The organism is Streptomyces phaeochromogenes (assembly GCF_001418655.1).
Lineage (GTDB): Bacteria > Actinomycetota > Actinomycetes > Streptomycetales > Streptomycetaceae > Streptomyces > Streptomyces phaeochromogenes.
The window spans coordinates 23,936-49,005 of sequence record NZ_LIQZ01000406.1 but is presented as its reverse complement, the minus strand read 5'-3'; the positions used below and the strand labels follow the sequence as shown (position 1 = coordinate 49,005).

Annotated in this window: 15 protein-coding genes and 1 pseudogene; 9 read left to right on the top strand and 7 right to left on the bottom strand. The window is 71.0% G+C overall.

What is annotated here, in order from left to right; all coding sequences use genetic code 11:
- The 4 genes and pseudogenes from AOK17_RS40855 to fxsT all read left to right on the top strand — a co-directional run.
- Positions 1 to 2,026 (top strand): annotated as a pseudogene (locus tag AOK17_RS40855) (SAV_2336 N-terminal domain-related protein); the annotation flags it as partial.
- Between the two features lie 144 nt (positions 2,027 to 2,170).
- Positions 2,171 to 2,365: a hypothetical protein gene (locus AOK17_RS40850; protein WP_157881499.1), complete on the top strand. Its 195-nt coding sequence runs from the start codon at positions 2,171 to 2,173 to the stop codon at positions 2,363 to 2,365.
- Complete coding sequence (locus AOK17_RS40845) at positions 2,362 to 3,654, top strand: aKG-HExxH-type peptide beta-hydroxylase (protein WP_055617697.1); 1,293 nt, start codon at positions 2,362 to 2,364, stop codon at positions 3,652 to 3,654. Before AOK17_RS40850 ends, AOK17_RS40845 begins: the two co-directional genes overlap by 4 nt.
- Positions 3,655 to 3,749: 95 nt before the next feature.
- Positions 3,750 to 6,752 carry an FxSxx-COOH system tetratricopeptide repeat protein gene (fxsT, locus tag AOK17_RS40840; RefSeq protein WP_055617696.1) on the top strand — a complete coding sequence of 1,001 codons (3,003 nt, stop codon included), beginning with the start codon at positions 3,750 to 3,752 and terminating at the stop codon, positions 6,750 to 6,752.
- A gap of 77 nt (positions 6,753 to 6,829) precedes the next feature.
- Here fxsT and AOK17_RS40835 read toward each other — a convergent pair whose 3' ends face one another.
- From AOK17_RS40835 to AOK17_RS40815, 4 genes are all read right to left on the bottom strand, one after another.
- Complete coding sequence (locus tag AOK17_RS40835; protein ID WP_055617706.1) at positions 6,830 to 10,648, bottom strand: multifunctional oxoglutarate decarboxylase/oxoglutarate dehydrogenase thiamine pyrophosphate-binding subunit/dihydrolipoyllysine-residue succinyltransferase subunit; 3,819 nt, start codon at positions 10,646 to 10,648, stop codon at positions 6,830 to 6,832.
- 296 nt (positions 10,649 to 10,944) lie between these two features.
- Positions 10,945 to 12,009 (bottom strand): HAMP domain-containing sensor histidine kinase, encoded by a 1,065-nt coding sequence (locus AOK17_RS40830; RefSeq protein ID WP_055617705.1) that lies wholly within the window; start codon positions 12,007 to 12,009, stop codon positions 10,945 to 10,947.
- 399 nt (positions 12,010 to 12,408) lie between these two features.
- Positions 12,409 to 13,146, bottom strand: coding sequence for a response regulator transcription factor (locus AOK17_RS40820; RefSeq protein ID WP_055617694.1), 738 nt, complete (start codon positions 13,144 to 13,146; stop codon positions 12,409 to 12,411).
- 112 nt (positions 13,147 to 13,258) lie between these two features.
- Positions 13,259 to 13,972: a spermine/spermidine synthase domain-containing protein gene (locus tag AOK17_RS40815; protein WP_055617693.1), complete on the bottom strand. Its 714-nt coding sequence runs from the start codon at positions 13,970 to 13,972 to the stop codon at positions 13,259 to 13,261.
- Positions 13,973 to 14,132: 160 nt separating this feature from the next.
- Between AOK17_RS40815 and AOK17_RS40810 the strand changes: the two genes are divergently transcribed.
- Positions 14,133 to 15,053: a rhomboid-like protein gene (locus tag AOK17_RS40810; RefSeq protein ID WP_245697686.1), complete on the top strand. Its 921-nt coding sequence runs from the start codon at positions 14,133 to 14,135 to the stop codon at positions 15,051 to 15,053.
- On the opposite strand, the gene AOK17_RS40805 is transcribed toward AOK17_RS40810, so the two are convergent.
- Entirely contained in the window at positions 14,992 to 15,894 is a 903-nt protein-coding gene (locus AOK17_RS40805) for a hypothetical protein (protein WP_055617692.1), read from the bottom strand. The genes AOK17_RS40810 and AOK17_RS40805 overlap by 62 nt on opposite strands.
- A gap of 189 nt (positions 15,895 to 16,083) precedes the next feature.
- On the opposite strand from AOK17_RS40805, the gene lon reads away from it, so the two are divergent.
- The gene (lon, locus tag AOK17_RS40800) at positions 16,084 to 18,501 is read left to right on the top strand and encodes an endopeptidase La (RefSeq protein ID WP_055617691.1); all 2,418 of its coding nucleotides are present in this window, start codon (positions 16,084 to 16,086) and stop codon (positions 18,499 to 18,501) included.
- Positions 18,502 to 18,597: 96 nt separating this feature from the next.
- Here lon and AOK17_RS40795 read toward each other — a convergent pair whose 3' ends face one another.
- The gene (locus tag AOK17_RS40795) at positions 18,598 to 19,407 is read right to left on the bottom strand and encodes a lysozyme (protein ID WP_055617690.1); all 810 of its coding nucleotides are present in this window, start codon (positions 19,405 to 19,407) and stop codon (positions 18,598 to 18,600) included.
- Between the two features lie 309 nt (positions 19,408 to 19,716).
- Between AOK17_RS40795 and AOK17_RS40790 the strand changes: the two genes are divergently transcribed.
- Positions 19,717 to 20,223: a MarR family winged helix-turn-helix transcriptional regulator gene (locus AOK17_RS40790; RefSeq protein WP_055617703.1), complete on the top strand. Its 507-nt coding sequence runs from the start codon at positions 19,717 to 19,719 to the stop codon at positions 20,221 to 20,223.
- Between the two features lie 276 nt (positions 20,224 to 20,499).
- Here the strand turns inward: AOK17_RS40790 and AOK17_RS40785 are convergent, their stop codons facing one another.
- Positions 20,500 to 21,285: a protein phosphatase 2C domain-containing protein gene (locus tag AOK17_RS40785; RefSeq protein WP_055617689.1), complete on the bottom strand. Its 786-nt coding sequence runs from the start codon at positions 21,283 to 21,285 to the stop codon at positions 20,500 to 20,502.
- 356 nt (positions 21,286 to 21,641) lie between these two features.
- Here AOK17_RS40785 and AOK17_RS40780 point away from each other — a divergent pair, with 356 nt between their 5' ends.
- Positions 21,642 to 24,572, top strand: coding sequence for a sensor histidine kinase (locus tag AOK17_RS40780; protein ID WP_079053571.1), 2,931 nt, complete (start codon positions 21,642 to 21,644; stop codon positions 24,570 to 24,572).
- Positions 24,569 to 25,069, top strand: a complete 501-nt coding sequence (locus AOK17_RS40775; RefSeq protein WP_055617688.1) for a roadblock/LC7 domain-containing protein — start codon at positions 24,569 to 24,571, stop codon at positions 25,067 to 25,069. Before AOK17_RS40780 ends, AOK17_RS40775 begins: the two co-directional genes overlap by 4 nt.
- Position 25,070: the final 1 nt, after the last annotated feature.

The window sequence follows — 25,070 nt, the reverse complement described above, 5'->3', positions numbered from 1 at the left end:
GGCGGAGAACGTGCCCGCGCAGTCCCCCGCCCCACGCGGCGACGACGAACTCCTGCGCGCCTTCCGGGCCGGCGCCTCGCCCGGCGCGGTCCGCCTGGCCGTGTACCTCGCCGCGGCCCCGCTCACCCTGCCCGTCATGCAACTCGTCCAGCGGGCCATGCTCCCGGACACCGGACCCATGGAACTGGCCGAAGTCCTCCTGGGCGGCCTGCTCAGGCAACTGCCCGGCACCGAACGGCAGCCCTGCTTCGTCTACCCCGGCCGCGTCCAGGACCTGCTGCTCGGCTCGCTCGACCAGGACACCGCAGGACTGGTCCTCAAACACTGCTCCGCCTACGTGGAACGCCACTTCGGCAAGGGCACCCGCAACTTCGCCGCGTTCGCCGCCGCCCGCCTCGCCGACCACGGCACCACCGTCACCGCGACCGGCGTCACCGACGGCGAGGGCCGGCCGGACGACCGCGGCGATGTCGAGGCCGAACTGTTCGCCCGCATCCCCGCCCGCGTCCTGCGCTTCTACCTCCCCGACCTGGAGACGCCCGTACCCCTCGCCGAGGCCGAGCGGCTCCTCGGCCAGTGGCAGGCCCTGGCCGACCCGACCGTCCTGCGCCGCGCGAAGGAACAGGCCGAAGCAGCCGTACGCCAGGGCGGCGCCGCCCTCCCCGACGCCGTACGCGCCCATGTGCTCCTCGGCCGCGTCCTGCGGGCGGAGGCCGGCACCGCGGCCGCGCGCACCGGCGACCGTCGCGCGCAGCTCCTGAACGCCGCAGTCGCCGAGTTCGCCCGCGCCCACCGCACGGCACCGGCCGGCAGCACCCACCGCAGCGAGGCCGCACTGGAACTCGCCGCGTCCCGGCACGAGTTGTGGCGCCTCACCGCGGACACCGCACACCTCACCGCCGCACTGGACGTCCTCGGCAGCCCGTCGGACCCGGACGGCACCTGGCCCGAACCCCTGCGCAGGCAGCGGCTGCTGCGTCGCGGCCGACTGCTGCTCGACCTGGACCGGCCCGGCGAGGCGGTCCCCGAACTCCGCGAAGGATGCGCCCTGTTGGACAGCGAGGGCGCCCCCGACGCCGTACGCGGCCCGGCCCTGCTGGATCTCGCCCGGGCCCTGCACGCCTCCGGGGCCGACGGATCAGAGGCGCACGACGCCCTCGTACGCGCCGAACGCGCCGCGGCCGACGACCCGGCCCTGCGCCTGTCCTGCCTGGCCGCCCGGGCCGCCTTCCACGACGCCGCGGGCGACCACCCGGCGGCCGACGAGGCGTACGAGACGGCAGCCATGCTCGCCCCGCCGGACAGTGTCCGGCGCTGCGAACTCCTCACCGCCTGGGGCGAGTCACTGCTCCGGCGCGCCTCCCGGCCGGACGGCGCCGGCATCGTCGACCGGACCGAGAACGTCCTGCGCGAGGCACTCAAGGCCCTGCCCGCCCGGTCCGACCAGCGCGGCAGACTCCAGGGCCTCATCGGGAGCGCGCTGGCACAGCGGTTCCGGCATCTGGGCTTCCTGCCGGACCTGTACGAGAGCCGGCATCTGCTGGGGCAGGCAGTTCGGGCTGCGACCTCCGACGACGTACAGGCCGAGTCCTGGCTCCAGTTGGGGCGGGTGCGCCTGGAACTGTGGCACCGCGCCGGGGCGCCCGTCCTGGCCGACGCGCTCCAGGCGTACGAGGCCGCGGAACGCGAGGCCCGGCGGGCCCACGGCGAGGACCCCGGCTCGGTGACGGCCGCCCGCGCGCTGCACGGCCGCGCCGCGGTCCTCGCCCTCATGGGACGCCCCGCCGCGGCCGGCGAGGCCTACCGGGCGGCCCGCGACCAGTGGCAGCGGCTCGTCGGAGTACTCACCGAAGTCGACTGGGACGACGTCGAGTCGACCCGCGGAGCGGCGGAGGAACTCGCCGCGCGAACGGCTCCGCCGACCGGGCGGCGGCCACTGCCGGACGACGAGTGGAGCCGCGCCTCGCCGCCCTGGTACCCCTGGTCCGAGGAGCGGCTCAACCGTGCGGCCCATGACCGGAGTTGATCGGTAAGGGTTTCTGATTCCCACGCGTCGGGAAGAACTGGGCAGCCGTTGCGGCCGTGCGGGGCGGGCGTCGGCAGGGAGGAGCCGAGGGTGGGGGAGCAGAGGAATCGGGCGGCCGACCCTGGCCGGGACACCGGACGGACGGTGGCCCTGCCCGACCTCACCGACGTCGACCTGCGGACATTGCGTGCCATGGATGATCCGGGGCTCATCGCGGCCGTCGATCAAGTACTGAAGAGTTCCCGCGAGTTCGGGCAGGTCTGGTATGTCGGTGGCGAGGGCGGCCAGCGTACGTTTCCGGTCACTGGTGCCCTCGAGGGTGAGGAAGGCCAGGGATGACCCTGGCAGCCGTCCCTTTGGAGGTCTTCACAGAACTCGCGCGGACCCGGCCTCTCCCGGAGGCCACCGCGGCACTGCGTGCCGCACTCCACGCGCGTCGCATGCTGCTCGTCAAATCCCTCCTCGTCCGGTTCGAACAGCGGCGTGCCCTGCTGGCGCCCGAGGTGGGTCGGCGCTTCGAGCAGGACTGGGCACTGCTGGAGCGCGCTGAGCGCAGCGACCCCGCCGCCGTCCGTGATGTCGTCGACTACCCGATGATCGGCGCCTGGCTGACCGAGACGCTTGCCGCGCCCGAGGGTCCCGCCTTCGAGAGGCACCTGGCGTACCTGGGCGGCGTGGCGGTCGCCGCCGCCGTCCGTGCGGGCTGCCAGGTCGGCGGCACGCTCACACAGCCGTCGGGCAGCCTGGTGCTGCCCGGTCTCGGCGTGCTGCACTGCCCGTCGGGCAGCGCCCGGCTGAGCGGCCGGGGTGGGCTGCTGCGGATCACGGACGGCGCGGGCGGGAGCGAGGTGATCCTGCCCCGCCCCACGGCACGAGGCGAGCCGGGCACCCGGCGCCCGGTCGGCAGCGAACGCGGCTGGTCCGCACTACGGACACTGCCCGGCAGCACCGTTGTCCTTGACGACCTCGATCCCTACCGAGTGCCGCGGCGCGGGATCGGCCCCGCGGCCCTGCCGGCGGCCGATCGCCCGCACTCCGACCACCGGCCGTGGGCCCGGCGCTGGCACGAGGCGCACACGCTCCTGTCGGCGACCGACCCGGGGCGCGCCGCTGAGACGAGCGCGGTGTTGCGCGCCGTGGTACCGCTCGTGTCTCCGGTGGGGGGCGCAGGCATCCCGATGAGCGCCACGCTCCGGTCCTCCCCGGGCGCCGTACTGACTCAACTGCCTGCCGACGCAAGTGAGCTGGCGGAGTCCCTGGTACACGAGTCCCACCACACCAAACTGGCCGCCCTGCACGAATTCGTGCCCCTGTACCGTCCGGGCGGCGGGACCCTCCACCGGGTGGCATGGCGACTCGACCCGCGCCCCGTTCCGGCCGTACTCCAGGGGGCGTACGCACATCTCGCGCTCACCGATCTCTGGTGGCGGGCACGGACCGGGCCGGTCACTCCCGACGCATGGCGACGCAAGGCCACGCAGCAGTTCGAGACCTACCGGGAACAGGTCGGGGAAGCCTTGTCCATTCTCCTCGAATCCGATGAACTGACCTTTGCGGGAAGGGAGTTCGTCCAGGAGATGAGCAGGCATCACGCGAGTCTCGGCGTGGCGACCCGAAATCCTGGGTGACACTGGGTGCAAGATCAGTTGCGTCGTGTGCGGACGCATGAATGGGACGCACCCGGCGGACAGGCGCGACGGACGTGGGAAGCAGGGAGCGTGTGATGGCGGAACAGCGGGGGACGGGCCGGGACAGCGCGGCGGCACCCGAGCACTTCCTCGTGGTCTTCCCGGGATACCACCGCTCGTGGGCGGCATGGATCGCACAGTGCCTGGAGCGTCACGGTCACCGCGCCACCCAGCAGCGCTGGGACCCACCCCGTGAGGTGCCGCTCGAGGACTCGCTGGGCGACCTCCTGCTGTCCAGCGGGCGGGTACTCCTCGTCCTCAACGACTGGTTCTTCGAGCTCGGTCCGCGCCCTGCGGGTGAGTGGAACGACGCCCTGCGCGGTTTCGTCGCCGCGCACGCCGACCGCTTCGCCGCGGTCAACCTCACCAACCGGCCGCTGCTTCCGGCCACCGCGGTCCTCGAACCGGCCAGCCTGTGGGGGCTGAGCGAGGAGGCGGCCGAGGAGCGTCTGCTGAGCCGACTCGGCCTGGAGCGCCGCCGTACCCCGAGGTCCGTCCCCACCCGGCTCCGCTACCCGGAGACACGGGCCGAGGTCTGGGGGGAGGTCCCGCGCCGCAACCCGCGGTTCACCGGCCGGGACGACCTGCTCACCGACCTTCACCAGCGCCTTTCCGACGCCGAGCGCGGAGCCTCCGCGTGCACGCTGCTCGGTATGTCCGGCATCGGCAAGACCCAGCTCGCCGCCGAGTACGCGCACCGCTTCAGCCCCGACTACGACATGGTGTGGTGGATCAACTCCGACGACCGCAACATCCAGCGTGACCGCTTCGGTGAACTCGCCGTGGAACTCGGTCTGCGGAGCGGCAGCGAGCCGGGTGAGCGCATCCGCGCCGTGCGTGACGCCCTGCGGCGTGGGGAGCCGCACTCCCGCTGGCTGCTGATCTTCGACGGCTGGGACGACACCGAAGGCATCAACACGCTGCTCCCGCAGGGCTCCGGGCATGTCCTGGTCACCTCCCGCAACCGCGGCTGGAGCGAGCACACGGACATCCTGGAGATCCCCGCCTTCCTGCGTGCGGAGTCCACCGGATACCTGATGCGCCGAGCACCCCACATCACCTCGGACCAGGCCGACGAGGTCGCCGTCGAGTTCGGCGACGTACCGCTGCCGCTCGTGCAGGCGGCTTCCTGGCTCGGCGAGTCCGGCATGGAAGTGCCCGAGTACCTGCGGATGGTCCGCGAGCGCAAGCTCACCACCGTCGACGAACCCGCCACCGGCGAGGGCTTCCCGCAGTCCTCCATGACCTCCTGGTCGATACTGCTCAACAGGCTCCGCCGCTCGCAGCCGCAGGCCATCGACGTCCTCAGCCTGAGCACGTCCTTCGCGCCCGGACGCATCCCGCTCGGCCTGATCCGCGCCTATCCGCAGGCCGAACTCCCCGAGGAGCTGCGGTGGATGGCCACCGACCTGCCCGCCTGGACCCGCGCCCTTGACACGCTGGTCAACTACTCGGTGCTCACGCGTGAGACCCGCGGTCCCGCCGGCGCCGAGATGGGCCCGCACCAGGAGTCCGTCCACATGCACCGGCTCGTCCACGACATCGTCTCCAAGCTGACCAGCGAGGACAGCCGCGCCACTCATCGCAAGGCCGTCCGCAGCCTCCTCGCGGAGGCCGACCCCGGTAACCCCTTGGACAGCAGGAACTGGCCCCGGTACGCCGAGCTGCTCCCGCACCTGGAACCCTCCGGCGCGCTGGACAGCACCCGGCCACGGGTCCAGGAGGCCGTACTGAACTGCCTGCGGTACTGCTTCCGCAGCGGGGAGTACAACGGCGGCCTCAAGTTGGCGCAGCAGATCCGTGACCGCTGGTCCCGGACGGTGGAACCGCTGGCCCAGCCGATGCTCGACCTGACCACCCAGGAGAGCAACATCCTGCGGGCCAGCGGCCGGTTCCGGGACGCGTACGAACTCGACGACGGTGTTCTCACGAGGTTGCAGGCAGCTCCGGAACGCAGCGAACTCGGAGAGCTGAGCACCAAGAGCGCCATGGCCAACAGCTTGCGCCACCTCGGGCGATACGAGGAGGCGCACACCCTGCAGCGAGAGGTCCACGACGGCAACAACCGTCTGCTCGGCCCGGACGAGGCTCCCACCCTGATCGCCCGGCACAATCTGGGCGTCGGCCTGCGGCTCCTCGGCAAGTACGCGGAGGCGTACGAACTCGACCTGGAGACCCTCGCCCTGCGGGAGAGCCTGCTGCGCGCCCGGCACATCAGCACGCTCAATTCCGGCAGCGCGGTAGGCCACGATCTGCGCCTCCTCGGCCGCTACCGCGACGCGCTGTCCCGCCAGGAGCCCATCGTCCGACTCCATGTTCAGGTGCTCGGACCACTGCATCCGCAGACCCTGGAGGCACGCGCCCAACTGGCCATGTGCCGCCGTCGCGAGGGCGGTCACACACAGGACGTGGGGCCCTCAATGGCAAGTCTCCTGGAACAGCTGGTCCAGCTGCACGGCCGGGAGCACTACCGCACGCTGTCCTTCCTGACGAACTACGGCAACTTCCTGCGGGAGCACGGTGACCTGAGCCAGTCACGCGATCTGATCGCGGAGGCGGAGGCCGGCTACCGGGCCCTCCTCGGGCCCGCACACCCTGTCGCGACCGGCATGCTCTCCAACACCGGCCTGGTCATGCAGGCCGCGGGTGAACGTGCCGAGGCCATGTCGATGTTCGAGTCCGCGCTCGCCGGACTCACCGCCACGCTCGGCCCCGACCACCCCTGGGTGCTGGGCTGCGCGCTGAACGCCGCGAGCGCGCGCAACTTCAACGGCCGCATCGCCGACGCCGTCGACCTGAGCCGCGACACCCTGCGCCGGGTCCGGCACTCGCTCGGTGAGGAGCACCCGCTCACCCTCTCCTGCCAGGTGGCCCTCTCCGCGGACCTGCGTGCGGCCCGGGAGCAGGAGGAGGCGGGGAAGCTGGAGGAGGACGGCCTGCTCTCCCTCACCCGCACCCTGGGCGCCCAGCACCCGCACACCATCTCGGCCCGCCAGCGCACCCGGCCCTACTGGGACTTCGAGGCCTACCTGGGCTAGACGGGACATACGAAAGGGGTCGGCCCCGAGTCCTCAGGACTCGGGGCCGACCCCTTTCGCATGCGGTGGGACGAGGCCTAGGCCTCGAACACCTCCCGCACCAACTGCTCCTGCTCAGCCTGATGCCGCTTCGCCGAACCCACCGCCGGCGACGAGGACGCCGGGCGGGAGATCCGTCGCAGCCGCTCCCCGTGAGGAACGTCCGCGCCGACCGCCAGGTCCAGGTGGTCGATCAGGTTGAGGGCGATGAACGGCCAGGCACCCTGGTTCGCCGGCTCCTCCTGGGCCCACAGGTACTTCTCGGCGTTCGGGTACTTGGCGATCTCCGCCTGGAGCTCGGCACCCGGCAGCGGGTACAGGCGCTCGATGCGGATGATGGCCGTGTCCGTCGAGCCGCGCTTGGTGCGCTCCCCGTCGAGGTCGTAGTAGACCTTGCCCGCGGTGAAGACGACCTTGCGGACGGCGGACGGGTCCACGGACGCGTCGCCGATGACCGGGCGGAAGCCGCCCGTCGTGAACTCCTCCGCCTTCGACGCCGCCGCCTTGAGGCGGAGCATCGACTTCGGGGTGAAGACCACCAGCGGCTTGTGGTGCGGGTTGTGCACCTGCCACCGCAGGAGGTGGAAGTAGTTCGACGGGAGGGTCGGCATCGCGACCGTCATGTTGTTCTGCGCGCAGATCTGGAGGAAGCGCTCGGGACGCGCGGACGAGTGGTCCGGGCCCTGGCCCTCGTAGCCGTGGGGGAGCAGGAGCGTGACGCCTGACGTCTGGCCCCACTTCTGCTCCGCCGACGAGATGAACTCGTCCACGACCGTCTGGGCGCCGTTGACGAAGTCGCCGAACTGGGCCTCCCACATGACCAGGGACTCGGGCCTCGCGAGCGAGTAGCCGTACTCGAAGCCCATCGCCGCGTACTCGCTGAGCAGCGAGTCGTAGATGTTGTAACGGGCCTGGTCCTCGGCCATGTGCTGGAGCGGGGTGAAGTCCTCGCCCGTCTCCCGGTCGATCAGCACCGCGTGGCGCTGGCCGAACGTGCCGCGGCGGGTGTCCTGGCCCGAGAGGCGCACCGGGGTGCCCTCAAGGAGCAGGGAGCCGATGGCCAGCGTCTCGCCCATGCCCCAGTCGATCGTGCCGTCCTCGACCATGGCCGCGCGGCGCTGCAGCTGCGGCAGCAGACGCGGGTGGACGGTGACGCGGTCGGGGATGTTGACCTGGGACTCGGCGATGCGCTTGACGACCTCCTGGGAGACCGCCGTGGTGACGGTCACCGGGAACTCGGGCTGCGCGTCCGGGACATGGGCCTCGGCCGGCGCGTTCGCCGCCTCGCGGACCTCCGTGAAGACCTTCTCCAGCTGGCCCTGGTAGTCCTGCAGGGCCTGCTCGGCCTCTTCCAGGGTGATGTCGCCGCGACCGATGAGGGACTCGGTGTAGAGCTTGCGCACCGAGCGCTTCTTGTCGATCAGGTCGTACATCAGCGGCTGGGTGAAGGCCGGGTTGTCCGACTCGTTGTGACCGCGGCGGCGGTAGCAGATGAGGTCGATCACCACGTCCTTGTTGAACGCCTGACGGAACTCGAAGGCCAGCCGCGCGACGCGGACCACGGCCTCCGGGTCGTCGCCGTTCACGTGGAAGATCGGGGCCTCGATCATGCGGGCCACGTCGGTCGAGTACATGGAGGAGCGCGAGGACTCGGGCGCCGCCGTGAAACCGACCTGGTTGTTGATGACCACGTGGACCGTGCCGCCGGTGCGGTAGCCGCGCAGCTGCGACATGTTCAGGGTCTCCGCAACCACGCCCTGGCCCGCGAAGGCCGCGTCGCCGTGCAGGGCGACCGGCAGGACCGTGAAGTCCGTGCCGCCCTTGTTGATGACGTCCTGCTTGGCGCGGACGACACCCTCCAGGACCGGGTCGACCGCCTCCAGGTGCGAGGGGTTGGCGGCCAGCGAGACCTTGATCTGCTCGCCGTCCAGACCGGTGAACACGCCCTCGGCGCCCAGGTGGTACTTCACGTCACCGGAGCCGTGCATCGACTTCGGGTCGAGGTTGCCCTCGAACTCGCGGAAGATCTGCGCGTACGACTTGCCGACGATGTTCGCCAGGACGTTCAGCCGGCCGCGGTGGGCCATGCCGATGACGACCTCGTCGAGACGGGACTCCGCAGCGCTGTCGAGAACCGCGTCGAGCAGCGGGATGACGGACTCGCCGCCCTCCAGGGAGAACCGCTTCTGGCCGACGTACTTCGTCTGCAGGAAGGTCTCGAAGGCCTCCGCCGCGTTCAGCCGCCGCAGGATGCGCAGCTGCTCCTCGCGCTCCGGCTTGGTGTTCGAGCGCTCGATGCGGTCCTGGATCCACTTGCGCTGCTTCGGGTCCTGGATGTGCATGAACTCGACGCCGGTGGTGCGGCAGTACGAGTCGCGCAGGACGCCGAGGATGTCGCGCAGCTTCATCATCGACTTGCCGGCGAAGCCGCCGACCGCGAACTCGCGCTCCAGGTCCCACAGCGTGAGCCCGTGCTCGGTGATGTCCAGGTCGGGGTGCTTGCGCTGCTTGTACTCCAGCGGGTCGGTGTCGGCCATGACGTGGCCGCGGACCCGGTAGGAGTGGATCAGCTCGAAGACACGGGCGGCCTTCGTGACGTCGTCGTCGTGCGAGGCGTCGATGTCCTTGAGCCAGCGGACCGGCTCGTACGGAATGCGCAGGGCCTCGAAGATCTCGTCGTAGAAGCCGTTCTCGCCGAGGAGGTAGTTCGCGACGATGCGGAGGAACTCGCCCGACGCGGCGCCCTGGATCACCCGGTGGTCGTAGGTCGACGTGAGCGTCATGACCTTCGAGATGCCGAGCTTGTTCAGGGTGTCCTGGGACGTGCCCTGGAACTCCGCCGGGTAGTCCATCGAGCCGACGCCCATGATGACCGACTGACCGGGCATCAGACGCGGGACCGAGTGGACGGTGCCGAGGCCGCCGGGGTTGGTCAACGACACGGTCACGCCCGTGAAGTCGTCCATCGTCAGCTTGCCGTCACGGGCGCGGCGGACGATGTCCTCGTAGGCCTGCCAGAACTCGAAGAAGTTCAGCGTCTCGGCCTTCTTGATGCCCGCGACGACCAGCTGGCGGTCGCCGTTGGGCTTCACCAGGTCGATGGCGAGGCCGAAGTTGATGTGCTCCGGCTTGACCAGCGTCGGCTTGCCGTCCTTCTCCACGAAGGAGTAGTTCATCGACGGCATGGCCTTGATGGCCTGCACCATCGCGTAGCCGATGAGGTGGGTGAAGGAGATCTTCCCGCCCCGGGCACGCTTCAGGTGGTTGTTGATGACGATGCGGTTGTCGAAGAGCAGCTTCACCGGGACCGCGCGCACGGACGTGGCCGTGGGCACCTCGATGGAGGCGTTCATGTTCTTCGCGACCGCGGCACTCGGGCCGCGCAGCGTCACGTACTCCGGACCCTCCGGGGACTCCGACGCGGGCGCCGCCTTCGCTGCGGCCGGCTTGGCCGCGGCGGGCTTCGCCGGAGCAGCGGCAGGAGCAGCGGCGGCGGGCTTCGCCGGCGCGGCGGCTGCCGGCTTCGGCGCCGCGGGTGCGGCCGGGGCCGGAGCGGCCTGAGCCGGAGCCGCGGGCGCCGCAGGGGCGGCCGGAGCGACCGTGGTGGTCCCCGCGGCCCCCGCGGCCGCGGTACCCGAGGCCGCGGTACCCGACGGGGCCGAGGCGGCGACGCCGCCCGGCTTGTAGTCGGCGAAGAAGTCCCACCAGGCTCGGTCTACCGAATTCGGGTCCTGGAGGTACTGCTGATAGATCTCGTCGACGAGCCACTCATTGGGACCGAACGCAGCAGCGGGGTTCTTCTTCCCGGCTTGGTCCTCTGTCGAGGTGCTCGAGTTACTGGGGGACTGTGGCGACACGGCGGCAACCGCCCTCTTCCGCTTCACAAGGTGATGGACAGCGGGAATAAAGGCTACGCCTCCCGGACCGCGTAGGTCAGGCCGGGCCTGGTCATCGTCGCGTAAGTCACATCGAAAAGCGTGTTTCGGTGGTGGAAATGGCGGGAAACAAGCGAGGTTCCGATGCGGAACCGACACGTCGGGTCAGGACTGCGACCCCGAAAGGCCGAGCCTCCGTACGAGGACCGCGCGATGACACGTGTCCTGCTGCCCGATCACACGATTCACTCATGGATCTTGGGCTCTAGATTTGAACCCTACGTCAATCTGTCAAGCGAAGGCACGCCCGGAAGAGTGACCTGGATCCGGCAGCCACGCGGGGATTCGGCCACACCGATCCGGCCGCCGTGCAGATCCACCGCCCAGCGGGCGATCGCGAGCCCGAGGCCCGTACCGCCGTCGCTGCCGGGACCGTGCGGGGCGACCACGCCGCCGCGGTTGAACCGCTCGAAGACCCGGTGCCACTCCGAGCGCGGGATGCCCGGACCCTCGTCCAGGACCTCCAGGTCCAGCGACTCGTGTCCCTCGCCGCGCCGCGCCTTCACGGTGACGCGGCCGTGCGGCGGGCTGTGCTTGACCGCGTTGTCGATGAGGTTGGCGACGACCTGGTGTATCCGCTCCGGGTCCGCGTGCGCGGTCAGCTCGGGCGGCGAGACGTCCAGGTGCAGATGGACGTCCGTACGCGTGTGACTGCCGGAGCCGGAAGCGATGCCCGCGCGCGCCGAGGCGACCATGTTGGCCTCCTTCAGCACGCCGGACAGGTACGGCCACACCTCGAAGCGGCGCTTGCGCAGCGGTACGACGCCGTTGTCCAGGCGGGAGAGGTCGAGAAGCGTCTCCACGAGCCGCCCCAGCCGCTCCGTCTGCTTCAGGGCCGTACGCATCGTCTCGGGGTCGGCGGCGGAGACACCGTCCACCACGTTCTCCAGGACCGCGCGCAGTCCCGCGATGGGGGTGCGCAGCTCGTGGGAGACGTTCGCCACGAGTTCCTTGCGCTGGCGCTCCTGGGCCTCCAGGTCGTCGGCCATGCGGTTGATCGTCTGGGCCAGATCGCCCAGCTCGTCGCGGCGGTCGGCGCCCCTGACCCGGCGGGTGTAGTCGCCGTGCGAGATGCCCCGCGCCACGGTGTTCATCTCGTCCAGCGGCGATGTCAGCGAGTGCGCCACGAACTGGGTGATCAGCAGCGTCGCGATCACCGAGAAGACCGTGATGAAGCGCAGTTCCGTCTCGGTGCGCACCGCGATCATCAGCAGACCGGTGGTGATGAAGACCGAGACGACGACCAGAGCGCCGAGCTTCGTCTTGATCGAGAAGGGCCGCATCTCGCCCCAGGTGTCCGTCGTCGACAGCGCCGCGGAGGCGGGGCCCGTCCCGGAGGCCGACGCCGCTCCGGACGCCGCACTCGAATCGGGCACCGGGCTCAACCCGGACACCGAGCCGGTACCGGTACCGGCGTTGATACCGGTACCACCACCGGGATGGGGCGGTGAATCCGAGCCGGGGCCGACAAACGCACCCGTACCCGAGCCGACGAGCGGCCCCGCGTCCAAGCCGGTGTGCGACCCCGCGTCCGAGCCGGAATGCGGCCCCGCACCGGAGTGCCTGCCCGAGCCCGGGCGCCTGCCGAACGGCGAACGGGATCCCGCACCCGCCAGCACACTCCTGCGCCACGCACCGATACCGCTCATCACTTCCGCCCCCTCGAACCAGGGTGCCCGACTCTAGGGCGTCGGGGTCTCCAGCGCGTAGCCCACGCCATGAACCGTACGGATGCGCTCGGCACCGATCTTCCGGCGCAGCGCCTTGATGTGGCTGTCCACGGTGCGGGTGCCGGACGCGTCGGCCCAGTCCCACACCTCGGCCAGCAGCTGCTCGCGCGAGAGCACCGCGCGCGGCGTGTTCGCCAGGCAGACCAGCAGGTCGAACTCCGTGGGCGTGAGATGCACGTCCTCGGAGCGCACCCGGACCCGGCGCTGCGCGTGGTCGATCTCCAGCTCGCCGAGCCGCAGGATGCCCGAGCGCGGCGTCGACGCGGCCAGCGCGGCGCGCTCCACGCGTCGTAGCAGTACGTGCACGCGCGCGGCCAGCTCGCGCATCGAGAACGGCTTCGTCATGTAGTCGTCGGCGCCCACGCCGAGGCCGACCAGCATGTCCGTCTCGTCGTCGCGCGCGGTGAGCATCAGCACCGGCACCGGACGCGCCGCCTGTACCCGACGACAGACCTCCAGGCCGTCGAAGCCCGGCAGCATGATGTCGAGGATCAGCAGGTCGGGCTGCCACGCCTCGGCCGTGTCCACGGCGGCCGGCCCGTCACCCGCCGTTTGCACGAGGAATCCCTCGGCACGCAGGCGGGCGGCGATGGCGTCCACGATCGTGGGGTCGTCCTCGATCACCAGCACGCGGCGCTGAGCGCCCGGCGTGGCCGCCGTGCCGTTCTGGGAGGTGTGTGTCTGCTCCATCGCCCGCCCCTGAGTGTGCTTTCCGGAACCAGTGGGGTGATTCCATGACTGCGCTTGACGCTTGAATGATCGGCGTCAGGTCAGCAGGGTACGGGCAGTGACCGCCGCTCGGCTATCCAGGCCCGACCGCGAGATGTACGACGTCCGGAACGCCCCGGGCAACCGGGATCTCTTCGGTACGCACCTGTCGGAACCCGGCATTCCCCAAGGTTCTTGCGAAATCAGGCGAGGGTTGGGCCGACCACACGGCCAGTACCCCACCGGGCCTCAACACCCTTGCGCACGCGGCGAGTCCGGCGGCCGAGTAGAGGTTTTCGTTGCCCTCTGTGACGGTCCACTCGGGTCCGTTGTCGATGTCGAGGCACAGCGCGTCGTACGTGTCGGACGTCTCATTGACGTATGCGACGAGATCCGCCGCGATGATCTCCGTACGCGGATCCGCGAGCGCGGGCGCCGACAGGGCGGCGAGCGGACCGGACCGGTGCCAGTCGATGATGGCCCGTTCCCGTTCGACGACGGCGATCCGGCCCCAGCGCGGTTCGTCGGCCGCGTGTGCGAGCGAGAAGCCGACGCCCAGGCCGCCGATCAGGACGTCGGGCCCCGGCCGCCCGTCCAGCGCGCCGAGCGCGGCCTCGACCAGCCGTCTCTCCGAGCGTCCGTCGGAGGTGTCCATGAGGAAACACCCGTTGGCGATGATCTGCAGCAGCCCGCCGTGGCGACGGAGTACGACCTCGCCGTACGGCCCCTCGCGACGGTCGATCACCTCGGGAGCGCCGTAGGAAGCGTCATGGGAAGCGTCGTAGGAGGTGTCGTGCGAGGTGGTCATGCGGTCATCCTGGCAAGTTCCCCCAGCATGAGCAGCTGAATTGCGCCGGGCCGCACCCGAGCATGAGAGAAGGCTGTGAATCGGCCCTTCCGTGGTCCCCGTCACAGACAGCCCGGCCGTGCGAAGCTGAGTGTTGGGGGTGACGGAAGGAGCCTCCACGGTGAAAAGGCCTGTGACGAGCGGCGCGGAGACGACGAACCCCGCCGCCCCGGCTGCCCCTTCCACCCTCTTTTCCGCCACCGGCTCCGCCGCCGATCCGGCCGCCGCTCCCGCCCCCGGGCTCGACGGCATCCCGCGACAGCGGCCCCTCACCGTCTCTGCCGAGGGCGCGCACCTCGCCGCCGCCGAGAGCGTGCCCGCGGCTGCCGAACGCGCGCCCTCCACCACCGGGAGCGCCCGGCCCCTGCCCGCCCGTCTTCGCCGCGTCCGGCCCTGGCGGCTGTTCCCGACGCCCACCGGAACCCCCTTCACCTTCGGGTACGCGGTCGTCCTCGCGGTGACCTCTGTCGTCGCCGAGTACGCGGACCCGAACCTGGTGGACCGGGTGCTCCAGGCGTCCAGTACCGATGTGGCCCACTTGGCGCAGTCGCCGGTGCGGGTGCTGGTCGCCAGCGCGCTGTGGATCGCGGGCGGCCTCACGTCGGCGTACGTGATCGCCTTTCTGCTGGTGCTCACCGCGTTGGAGCGGCGGATCGGCGGGTGGCGTACGGCGGGCGTCTTCCTGCTGGGGCACGGCCTGGCGACGCTGGCGACCGAGATACCCGTCGGCCTCTCCGTCCTCGCCGGGCACCTGCCCGAGAGCTCGCTGCACCGCTACGACTACGGCATCAGCTTCGGCGTCGCCGCGAGCGTCGGCGCGCTGGCCGGGCTGCTGAGGCCCTGGCTGCGCTGGACCGTGCTCGCGGTGTTCGGCTGGATGGTCATCGGCGACCTGATCGCGTTCACGGATCCGATGACGAACTGGGGGCACACGATGGCACTGGCCATAGGGGTGGCCACCTGGCCGCTGCTGCGCCGGGTCAGCTCCAGGACGACGACCGGGACCACGGAGACCCCTCGTATGGCACGGGCCTGCCCGTGAACGCGTCGAGGAGCATGCGGTCGCCCACCGGCCGGTCCAGCTTCACCGTCACGTTCTTCGCGCGCAGCTCCTTCGTGCAGGGACCGTCGGAGGGGTTGCGGATCCAGGCGGAGAACACCACGTTGTCCGCGCTCTCCAGCACGTCGACGCCGGGGCCGTCGTCGCAGGACCCGTGGTGGGCGCGCAGGACGACGGTCCGGCCGTCCCGCGACACCGTCTTCAGTCCGGCGAGCTTCCACAGGTCGTCCGTCAGGTCCGGTAGGGGCTTGACCGGGGGCTTCGGAAGCTTCGAGGCGACGACCGCGACGCGCTTGAGCGGGGTGTCGTAGCCCTTGATCGTGAAGTGCCAGGCGGGGACCGTCGCCGGCCCCCGGCTGGTCTGGATCGCCATGTCCCCGAGCCGTGCACCGGTCACGATGAGCCGGGGCCCGGGACCGGAATCCCCGCCGACCTTCTCGTACGCCGCCCGCGCGGAGGCGACCGGAACGGCCAGTGAGCCGCCGCCGCGCCAGCGGACCTCCCCCTTCTTCGGTGGGGCGCCGGGAAGGGAACCGCGGAGCTCGAAGTTCTGACGCTGGTACGCCTGCTTGTCGGTGTCGCTGTGGAAGGCCCCCTCGGGCAGCCGGACCGGGTCCCCGAGCGGGAAGTAGCCCTCACGCCACACCCGCGCGGCCTCCGAACCCTCCCAGGCGTCGGAGACCTGACGCGCGCGTTCCGCGGCACGGGCCGGGTCGTGCGCACCGGCCTCGCCGTACTTGTCTCCGCAGGAGGTGACTCCGACGGCGACCGTGACGAACAGGCCCAGGCCGACGAGAAACCGACGCAGTTGTGCGCTCCACATGATGCCCCCGTGACAGACGACTGGAACGGACTGAGGAATCCGACGCTGCACCTGTGACGCACCGGCCGGGCGAGACGTTCACCGGGGTTCACCGACCCGATCGCTCACAGCGAACAGCGCCTGGGGAACAATTGAAGGCTCACATGCATTGAGTCGGCATAGCTCAACTTGAATGCCGAAGGGGAGATCATGACTTTGACGTCCGAACCGCTCACTCTGCCCGTGCTGCCGCTCGACGACGAGGTCGTGCTGCCCGGCATGGTGGTGCCCCTGGACCTCAACGACGCCGACGTACGCGCCGCGGTGGAGGCCGCACAGGCCGCCGCGCGCTCCAGTGGAGGAAGCAAGCCGAGGGTGCTGCTTGTTCCGCGGATCGACGGGACGTACGCGAACACGGGCGTGCTCGGCACGGTCGAGCAGGTCGGACGCCTCGCCGACGGCGACCCCGGCGCCCTGATCCGCGGGCGCGGCCGGGTGCGCGTGGGCGCCGGTACGACCGGCCCCGGAGCCGCTCTGTGGGTGGAGGGCGTCCAGGTCGAGGAGACCGTGCCCGACCCGCTGCCCGGCGCCGTGACCGAGCTGGTCACGGAGTACAAGGCGCTGGCCACCAACTGGCTGAAGAAGCGCGCCGCCTGGCAGGTCGTGGACCGCGTCCAGGCCATTGACGACGTGTCCGCGCTCGCCGACAACTCCGGCTACTCGCCGTTCCTCACGACCGCCCAGAAGGTCGAGCTCCTTGAGACCGCCGACCCGGTGGCCCGGCTGAAGCTCGCCACCGAGCAGCTGCGCGAGCACCTCGCCGAGCAGGATGTCGCCGAGTCCATCGCCAAGGACGTACAGGAAGGTGTGGACAAGCAGCAGCGGGAGTTCCTGCTGCGGCGCCAGCTGGAGGCCGTCCGCAAGGAGCTGCGCGAGCTGAACGGCGAGGCGGAGGGCGAGGAGTCCGACGACTACCGGACCCGCGTCGAGGCCGCCGACCTCCCCGAGAAGGTCCGCGAGGCCGCGCTCAAGGAGGTCGAGAAGCTGGAGCGCTCCAGCGACCAGTCGCCCGAGGGCTCCTGGATCCGCACCTGGCTCGACACCGTCCTGGAGCTCCCCTGGAACGAGCGCACCGAGGACGAGTACGACATCCAGGGCGCCAAGGCGATCCTGGACGCCGAGCACGCCGGTCTGGAGGACGTGAAGGAGCGGATCACCGAGTACCTGGCGGTGCGCAAGCGGCGTAACGACCGGGGTCTGGGTGTCGTCGGCGGGCGGCGCGGCGGTGCCGTGCTCGCGCTCGTCGGACCTCCCGGCGTCGGCAAGACCAGCCTCGGCGAGTCCGTCGCGCACGCCATGGGCCGCAAGTTCGTCCGGGTCGCCCTGGGCGGCGTACGGGACGAGGCGGAGATCCGCGGCCACCGGCGTACGTACGTCGGCGCGCTGCCCGGCCGGGTCGTGCGGGCCATCAAGGAGGCCGGGTCCATGAACCCGGTGGTCCTGCTGGACGAGATCGACAAGGTGGGCTCCGACTTCCGCGGCGACCCGGCCGCGGCCCTGCTCGAAGTCCTCGACCCGGCGCAGAACCACACCTTCCGGGACCACTACCTGGAGGTCGAACTCGACCTGAGCGACGTGGTGTTCCTCGCCACGGCCAACGTGCTCGAAGCCATCCCGGAGGCACTGCTCGACCGTATGGAACTGGTGCGGCTGGACGGCTACACCGAGGACGAGAAGGTCGTCATCGCCCGGGACCACCTGCTGCCGCGTCAGCTGGAGCGGGCCGGTCTGGAGAAGGCCGAAGTCACCCTGGACGAGAGCGCGTTGCGCAAGCTGGCCGGCGAGTACACGCGGGAAGCGGGCGTACGCAACCTGGAGCGGTCCGTCGCACGGCTGCTCCGCAAGGTTGCCGCGCAGCACGAACTCGGCGAGCGGGAACTGCCGTTCACGGTCGGCGCCGACGATCTGCGCGCGCTGATCGGACGGCCGCACCACGTGCCCGAGTCCGCCACGGACCCGGCCGACCGCCGCACCGCGGTGCCGGGCGTGGCGACGGGCCTCGCGGTCACGGGCGCGGGCGGTGACGTCCTCTTCGTGGAGGCGTCGCTGGCCGACCCGGAGACGGGCGCGTCGGGTCTGACCCTCACCGGTCAGCTCGGTGACGTCATGAAGGAGTCGGCGCAGATCGCGCTCTCCTTCCTGAGGAGTCACGGAGCCGAACTCGAACTGCCCGTGGGTGACCTGAAGGACCGGGGTGCGCACATCCACTTCCCGGCCGGCGCGGTCCCCAAGGACGGCCCGAGCGCCGGCGTCACCATGACGACGGCTCTCGCCTCGCTCCTGTCGGGGCGGCTGGTCCGTACGGACGTGGCCATGACCGGTGAGGTCTCGCTCACCGGCCGGGTCCTCCCGATCGGCGGCGTGAAGCAGAAGCTGCTCGCCGCGCACCGGGCCGGGGTCACGACCGTGATCATCCCGAAGCGCAACGAGGCCGACCTGGACGACGTCCCGGCCGAGGTCCTGGAGAAGCTCGACGTCCACGCGGTCACGGACGTCCGCCAGGTCCTCGAACTGGCCCTCGCCCCGGCGACGAACAGCGCGGCGACGGAGGTTCCGGTGGCGGCGTGACGGGCGTCCACCGGTAACGCAAGGCCCGGGTCCCTCTTAGAGGGGCTCGGGCCTTCCGCGTACGTGTGCGCTGACGCGGTCGTCTGTGGGTGCGGGTCAGCCGTTGGCCAGGGCCACCACCCGGTCCAGAGCTCCGTTGAACTTGTTGTGGTCGCCGACCGTCGGGCCGGACGAGGTGTACTGCCACATCGTGTAGTAGCTCCAGCCCGCCGGGAGCGTGCCCACGGCCGAGGCGTAGCGGGCGATCCAGAGCGGGTTGGCGGAGGCGAAGCCGGCGTAGTTGCCCGTGCACTCGGTCCACCAGCTGGTGGCCGTGTAGATGACGGCGTCGCGGCCGGTACGCGCCTTGTACTGGTTGAGGAAGTCGCGGATCCAGGTGACCATCGCGCTCTGCGTCTTGCCGAAGCAGGCCGCGCCGTACGGGTTCCACTCGATGTCGAGGGCGCCCGGCAGGGTCCTGCCGTCCTTGGACCAGCCGCCGCCGTGGTCGACGAAGTAGTTGGCCTGGGCGGCTCCGCCCGTCGTGTCGGGGGTCGCGAAGTGGTACGCGCCACGGATCATGCCGACGTTGTACGAGCCGTTGTACTGCTGGGCGAAGTAGGGGTTCGTGTAGTACGTCCCCTCGGTGGCCTTCACGTAGGCCCACTTGACCCCGCTGGTCCACAGGGTCGACCAGGCGACGTTGCCCTGGTGGCTGCTGACGTCCACGCCCTCCGTCTGCGTGGCGTCACCGGGGGTCGGCAGACCGCCCTGGCCGTCGTGGGGGATGACGCCCATCCCCATGTGGGCGGAGCCCCGGGGCGGGACGTCGGCCGCCTGGGCCGGGAGCGGGAGGGCGAAGGCGAGGAGGAGAGAGGCGAGGGAGAAGAGGGCTGCGAGCAGTAATCGGGATCTGTGCACGGGCATTGCGTGCCTCCGAAGGCTCGAAGTGCTTCGAGGGTGCGAGGGTGCGGGAACGTGCTCGAAGGTTCGGGAGCGTGCGGGAACGTGCGAGAACGTGTTTCGAGGCGCGGGCTCGAAGAGCGCTCGATGTGGGTAGTGGCGTGGGCATGCCATGGGGTGCCTCTCAGTGACGCTACGCGCCGCGACGACCGGGCGGAAAGAGGGGCCGGAGGCTGCCGTTGGTCTATTCCTGCGAAATACTGGCCCAGCTGCGGCAATGGCGGTCTTTGGCGGAAACTTTCACGATCGGGAAACCGGGTCATGGGTGCTGACGTGCACGAGGGCGGAAACGGCGAGGGGCACCGGACGAAATCCGGTGACCCGGCGAGTGGTGTGGACCAGGGCGGGGTGGACCAGGAGTTCCTTGCGCTGGAACGCGAGCTGACCGTTCTGCTGCGGCGTGCCCGCGCCTCCTCCGGCGAGATGGTCCGCGAGGTCCATCCCGACCTGGAGTCCTCCGCGTACGGCCTGCTCGTACGGCTGGAGGAACTCGGCCGGCAGCGGGCGACGGAGCTTGCCGCGTACATCGGTGTCGGCAAGGCCACGATGTCGCGGCAGTTGCGGGCACTGGAGGAGATGGGCGTTGTCGCCCGGGAGCCGGATCCCGCGGACGGGCGGGCCTGGCTCGTTCACCTCACGGAGGAGGGCCGGGTCCGGTTCCGTGCCGTGCGGGATGCGCGGCGGGCGCGGTACGTACGGGAGCTTGCCAGCTGGGACCGGAGGGAAGTGGCTGAGCTGGCGCGGTTGTTGCACAGGCTGAACCGGGGGGTCGAGGGCTGAATGGGGTTCCTCCCGGGGGTGTTCGCTGGCTGCGGGCCTGCTGTGGCTGTGCGCAGTTCCCCGCGCCCCTAAAGGGGCGTGCCCTGGTCGCCGTGAGCCTGAAGGGGCAGCCCCGATCGGCCGGCACCTCGCGCAGACCACTGCCGATCGGCCGGCACCTCGCGCAGACCACTGCCGATCGGCCGGCACCTCGCGCAGACCACTGCCGATCGACCGGCACCCCGCGCAGACCACTGCCGATCGACCGGCACCCCGCGCGGCCCACCCTCGGTCGGTCTACAACTCCACGTACGCCACCGTCGCGTCGTCGTGCCGCTTCGAGCGGCGCAGGAATACGCGCTCCGTATCCGCCACCTCCAGTGCCCGTACGCGGTCGATCAGGGACTGGCCGCCCTCCTTGCGGATCAGGGCGAACAGGTCCGTCCAGTCGCCCTCGTGGAACTTGTCCGTCCAGCGGGTCGCGCCGTCCGTGAGGGCGGCCAGGGCTCGGACGTCGGAGCGCGGGAGCGTGCCCGTCACCGCTCGGGCCGCGACCGAGGGATCCGCCGCTGCCGTGAAGAAGCCGCCCTCCTTGTTGCGGAGGGTGGCGTCCGTGGCGGTGTGGGAGGTCAGGGTGGCGCGGGGGACCCGGGAGAGGCGGTCGTCGAGGAGCGGGGTGACCTCGCCGGCGGGGGATTCCACGAGGAGGGCCGAGTCCGAGAGGACCAGGTACTCGACGGATTCCGGGGACCAGCGGGCCAGGACGACGGTTGCCTGTGGGGTGCGTGGGTGAGAAAGGTCACAGGTGGCTCGATGGGCGTCGGCGGTACGCAGGATGGCTTGCGCGAGTACCTCAGGCAGCGTCAGATCTCGCCGTGAAACGGACAGTTCGTGCAGGGATCCGCCGAGACGGGCCGTGAACCAAGGGACGGAATGCAGACAGGCGTAGTCGGTGGCCGGTGGCGTCACACCGTCCAGGACGACGAGCGAACCGCCCTGTCCGGAGGCGGGAAGTCCGAGCGACGCGTAGTCCTCGTCGGGGCGGGCCGGGTCACCGGCGACCGAGATCAGTTCCGAGCGCATTCGGCCAGTCTGCACGAGGCCTTCACAAGCTTCGCCAAAGGCTGGCAACCGTCATCGAACTGCCCCTGACGGGCAGGTCAGGCGCCTGTTTTGAGGTGGAATCACCGACTCCGATGAAGCGTGGTGGCGCATCCTGCCATCGGTCGCTGTGGACGTCCAACCGGCCCGCCGCGCAAGGGTGTCGCACGCGCCACGGGAACTTGCCGGTCCGCTCCTCGGGGATGTTCACTCCTTCGTGTGGCGGGTCAGGCGATGCGCGACCACTGCCCACCGGCACTGGGAGGGTCGGGAGCCGTACCGGGACGACACGCGAGTTGACGGGCAGTCACCCGGGCCCATGGGGACACGAGTCAAGAATGCGAGCACCGGTGCAGAAAATGCGGCCTCGGCGCAAAGGCAGGCAGTCGGCCTCGGGTGAAGCCTCCGGGCACACGCCGAACTCGCCTACCGCACAGAACATCCCGGACCCCGCGGGGCGCGGTCGCCCCGCGCACGTACGCAGTCGGCTGATCATCGCCGTCGCCGTCGTGGCCGCCGCGATCGCCGGAGCCGGTACCCCGTCCGTGATCGCCGCGTCGAGCGAGCTGAACGACTCGCAGAACCTGGTGACGCTCGCCGGGCGCACCCAGGACGCGCTGGCCCTCGCCCACTCGCTCTCCGACGAGCGCGACGAGGTCACCTCCTACATCGCGGCCGGCCGCCCCGACGGCAAGGGCCCCTCCGAGAGCCGCAGCGCCCGCGTCGACCGGCAGGTCGACGAACTCCGCGCGGCAGCCGTCGAGGCCGACGCCCCCGCGGCGTTCCGCGAGACGCTCGACGACATCGCCACCGTGCGCCGAGCCGCGCTCACCGGCAAGAACACCGCTCTCGAAGCGCATCAGGCGTACTCCGCCGCCCTCACCGAACTCCACGGCCTCGCCGAGGAACTGGCCGAGCAGCTCCCGCCCCGCGCGGGCGCCGGCGCGCACTCCCTCGCCGACCTCGACACCGCGGTCCAGCAGGCCGCCGCGACCCGCGGCCTCCTCCTCGCGGCCCTGAACGTCCCCACCTCCACACAGACCGGCACCGACCCGATCACGGGCCTGCCCACGACGAGCACCACGTCGACGGCCGCGGACACCAAGCAGCGCAACGCGCTCACGGCCGCCGCCATGCAGGCCAACGTCCGTGAGCAGGCGGCGATCGCCGGCTTCCGCGAGACCGCGCCGAAGACCGACCGCGCCTCGTACGACTCCACGGTGACCGGCGCCGAGGTCAACACCGCCGACAAGTACCTCGCGAGCCTGGCGACCCGGCCCACCCTCTCCGACTCCCAACTCGGCACCGACACCAAGAAGCTGGACGCCGCGCTCTCCGCCCGCGTCGAGCAGATGCGCGGCGTCGAGGCATCCCTCAACACCCAACGGGCCAAGGAACTCGCCCAGTTGAGGGACGACGACGTCACCGCGCTGGAGATCCGGATCGCGATCCTGGGTGCCCTGATGCTGCTCGCCGTCGGCGTCGCCACGGGCATGGCCCGCTCGCTCACCCGGCCGCTCTCCGTCCTGCGCCGCGGCTCGGCCCGCCTCGCCGCCGAACCGGCCGCCGAGGAACCGGTCAGGTTCACCGGCCGCAACGACGAGTTCGCCCAGGTCGTACGCTCCGTCAACGCGCTCCACGCGCACGCCCTCGCGGCGCACGAGCGGATGTCGACCCTGGAGGACGACCGCAAGCACCTCATCGGCAAGCGCCAGAAGATGGCCGACGAGCGCGACCGGCTCCGCTCCGAACTCGCGGACTCCGTGGCCCACTTGGAGCAGGTCCGCAGCAGCATCCACGGCACCTTCGTCAACCTCGCCCTGCGCACCCTCGGGCTCGTCGAGCGCCAACTCGGTGTCATCGAGGGCCTGGAGGAGCGCGAGCAGGACCCCGACCGCCTCGCCACCCTCTTCAGGCTCGACCACTTCGCCACCGTCATGCGCCGCCACAGCGAGAACCTGCTGGTCCTCGCGGGCGCCGACCACGGCCACCAGCACCCCGGCCCGGTCCCGCTCGTCGACGTCGTACGCGCCGCCGTCAGCGAGATCGAGCGCTACGAGCGGGTGCGGATCGCCGCGCTGCCGCCGCATGCGCACCTCGCCGGGTTCGCCGCGGACGACATCAGCCACCTGGTGGCCGAACTCCTGGAGAACGCCTCGTCGTTCTCGCCGCCCGACGTGCCCGTCGAGGTCTCCGGCTGGCTCCTGGAGAGCGGCGAGGTCATGCTCTCCGTCCAGGACGAGGGCATCGGCATGACCGGTGACCGGCTCACCCAGCTCAACGCCCGCCTCGCGGACTTCGACCCCGAGGACGCGTACGACCAGGAGAGCGGCGAAGGACTCGGGCTCGGCCTGTACGTGGTGGCCCGGCTCGCCCACCGGCACGGCGTACGGGTGCAGTTGCGCGAGCAGAAGCAGGGCGGCATCACGGCGGTCGTCGTCCTGCCCAAGTCCCTGCTCGCCGCCGCGCCCGCCGTCGCCGTCCCCTCGGCGACCACCGCCCGCACGGCCGGCGGCGCCCCCGCGCTCTCCCTCCCGGGCGCGGACGCCGAGGTCAACTCCAATGTCCTGTACGCCCGTTCGGACCGTGACCCGCTGATCGCGGCGGCGGAGGAGTCGCTGCGGGACGCCGGCGACACAGGCGACGAAGCCCACGAGGACGCGAGCCCGCAGGGCGGCGCCGAGGACGAGCAGTCCTCCCCGCCCGCCCGGTCCGCGGACACGACCGAGCCCGTCGCCACCGGCCCCGAGACGACCATGGTGCTCATGGCACCGGTCCCCCCGGCCGAGGACCTCTCCGAGCCCGCTGAAACCTCCGAGCCCGCCGAAGCCGAGGCGCGCGAACCCGAGGCCGCCACTCCGCCCATCACGCTCCCGGCCCAGACGAGCGCCGACCCGTACGCCATCGGCCCGGACGCCCACGAGCGCGTCCCGGACGCGCCGAACCAGCCGCAGCCGGCGTACGAACCGCAGACAGCGCAGGCACCGCAGGAATCGTACGGACCGCAGGAACCGGACGAGCCGGTCACCGACAAGGGGCTGCCCAAGCGGACCCCCAGGATCTCCGCGCCCGCCCCGGCGGCGAGGCCGCGCAACGCGTCCGTGGACGCCGAGGCCCTGCGCCGCAGGCTCGGCGGATTCCACCGGGGCGCGAACCACGGCCGCCGTGACGTCGAAGCGGAGATCGCCGAACAGACGTCGGGGCTGCAGCAGCCCGCCGCACATGCCGTAGAAACCAAGGGGGACACAGTCGAGGAGGCAAGCAGTTGATCGCGCCCAGTACCTTCGGACTGAGCAGTGAAGCCCGCAATCTGCACTGGCTGCTGACGAACCTCGTCGAGGAGGTGCCGGGGCTCCTGTCGGTCGCGGTGGTCTCCTCCGACGGCCTGTTGCTGCTCTCCTCCGACCCCGGGAGAAACGCCGAGGCGCGTCGCACCACGGAGAGGCGCACGAGCCCCAAGGGCTCGGCGGCGGACCTGGCCACCATCGTGTCCGGCATCGGCAGCCTCGCCATCGGCGCCGCCAAGCTGATGGACGGTGGAGGCGTCAAGCAGACCATGGTCGCGATGGACGACGGCGGCCTGTTCGTCATGTCGATCAGCGACGGCTCGCTGCTCGGTGTGCACGGAGCCCCGGACTGCGACATGAGCGTCGTCGCGTACCACATGGCGCTCTTCGTGGGCCGCGCCGGACACGTCATGACCCCCGAACTCCGCAGCGAACTGCGGCAGTCGATCGAGGCCACGACGATGGAGGCGGCCAAGTGAA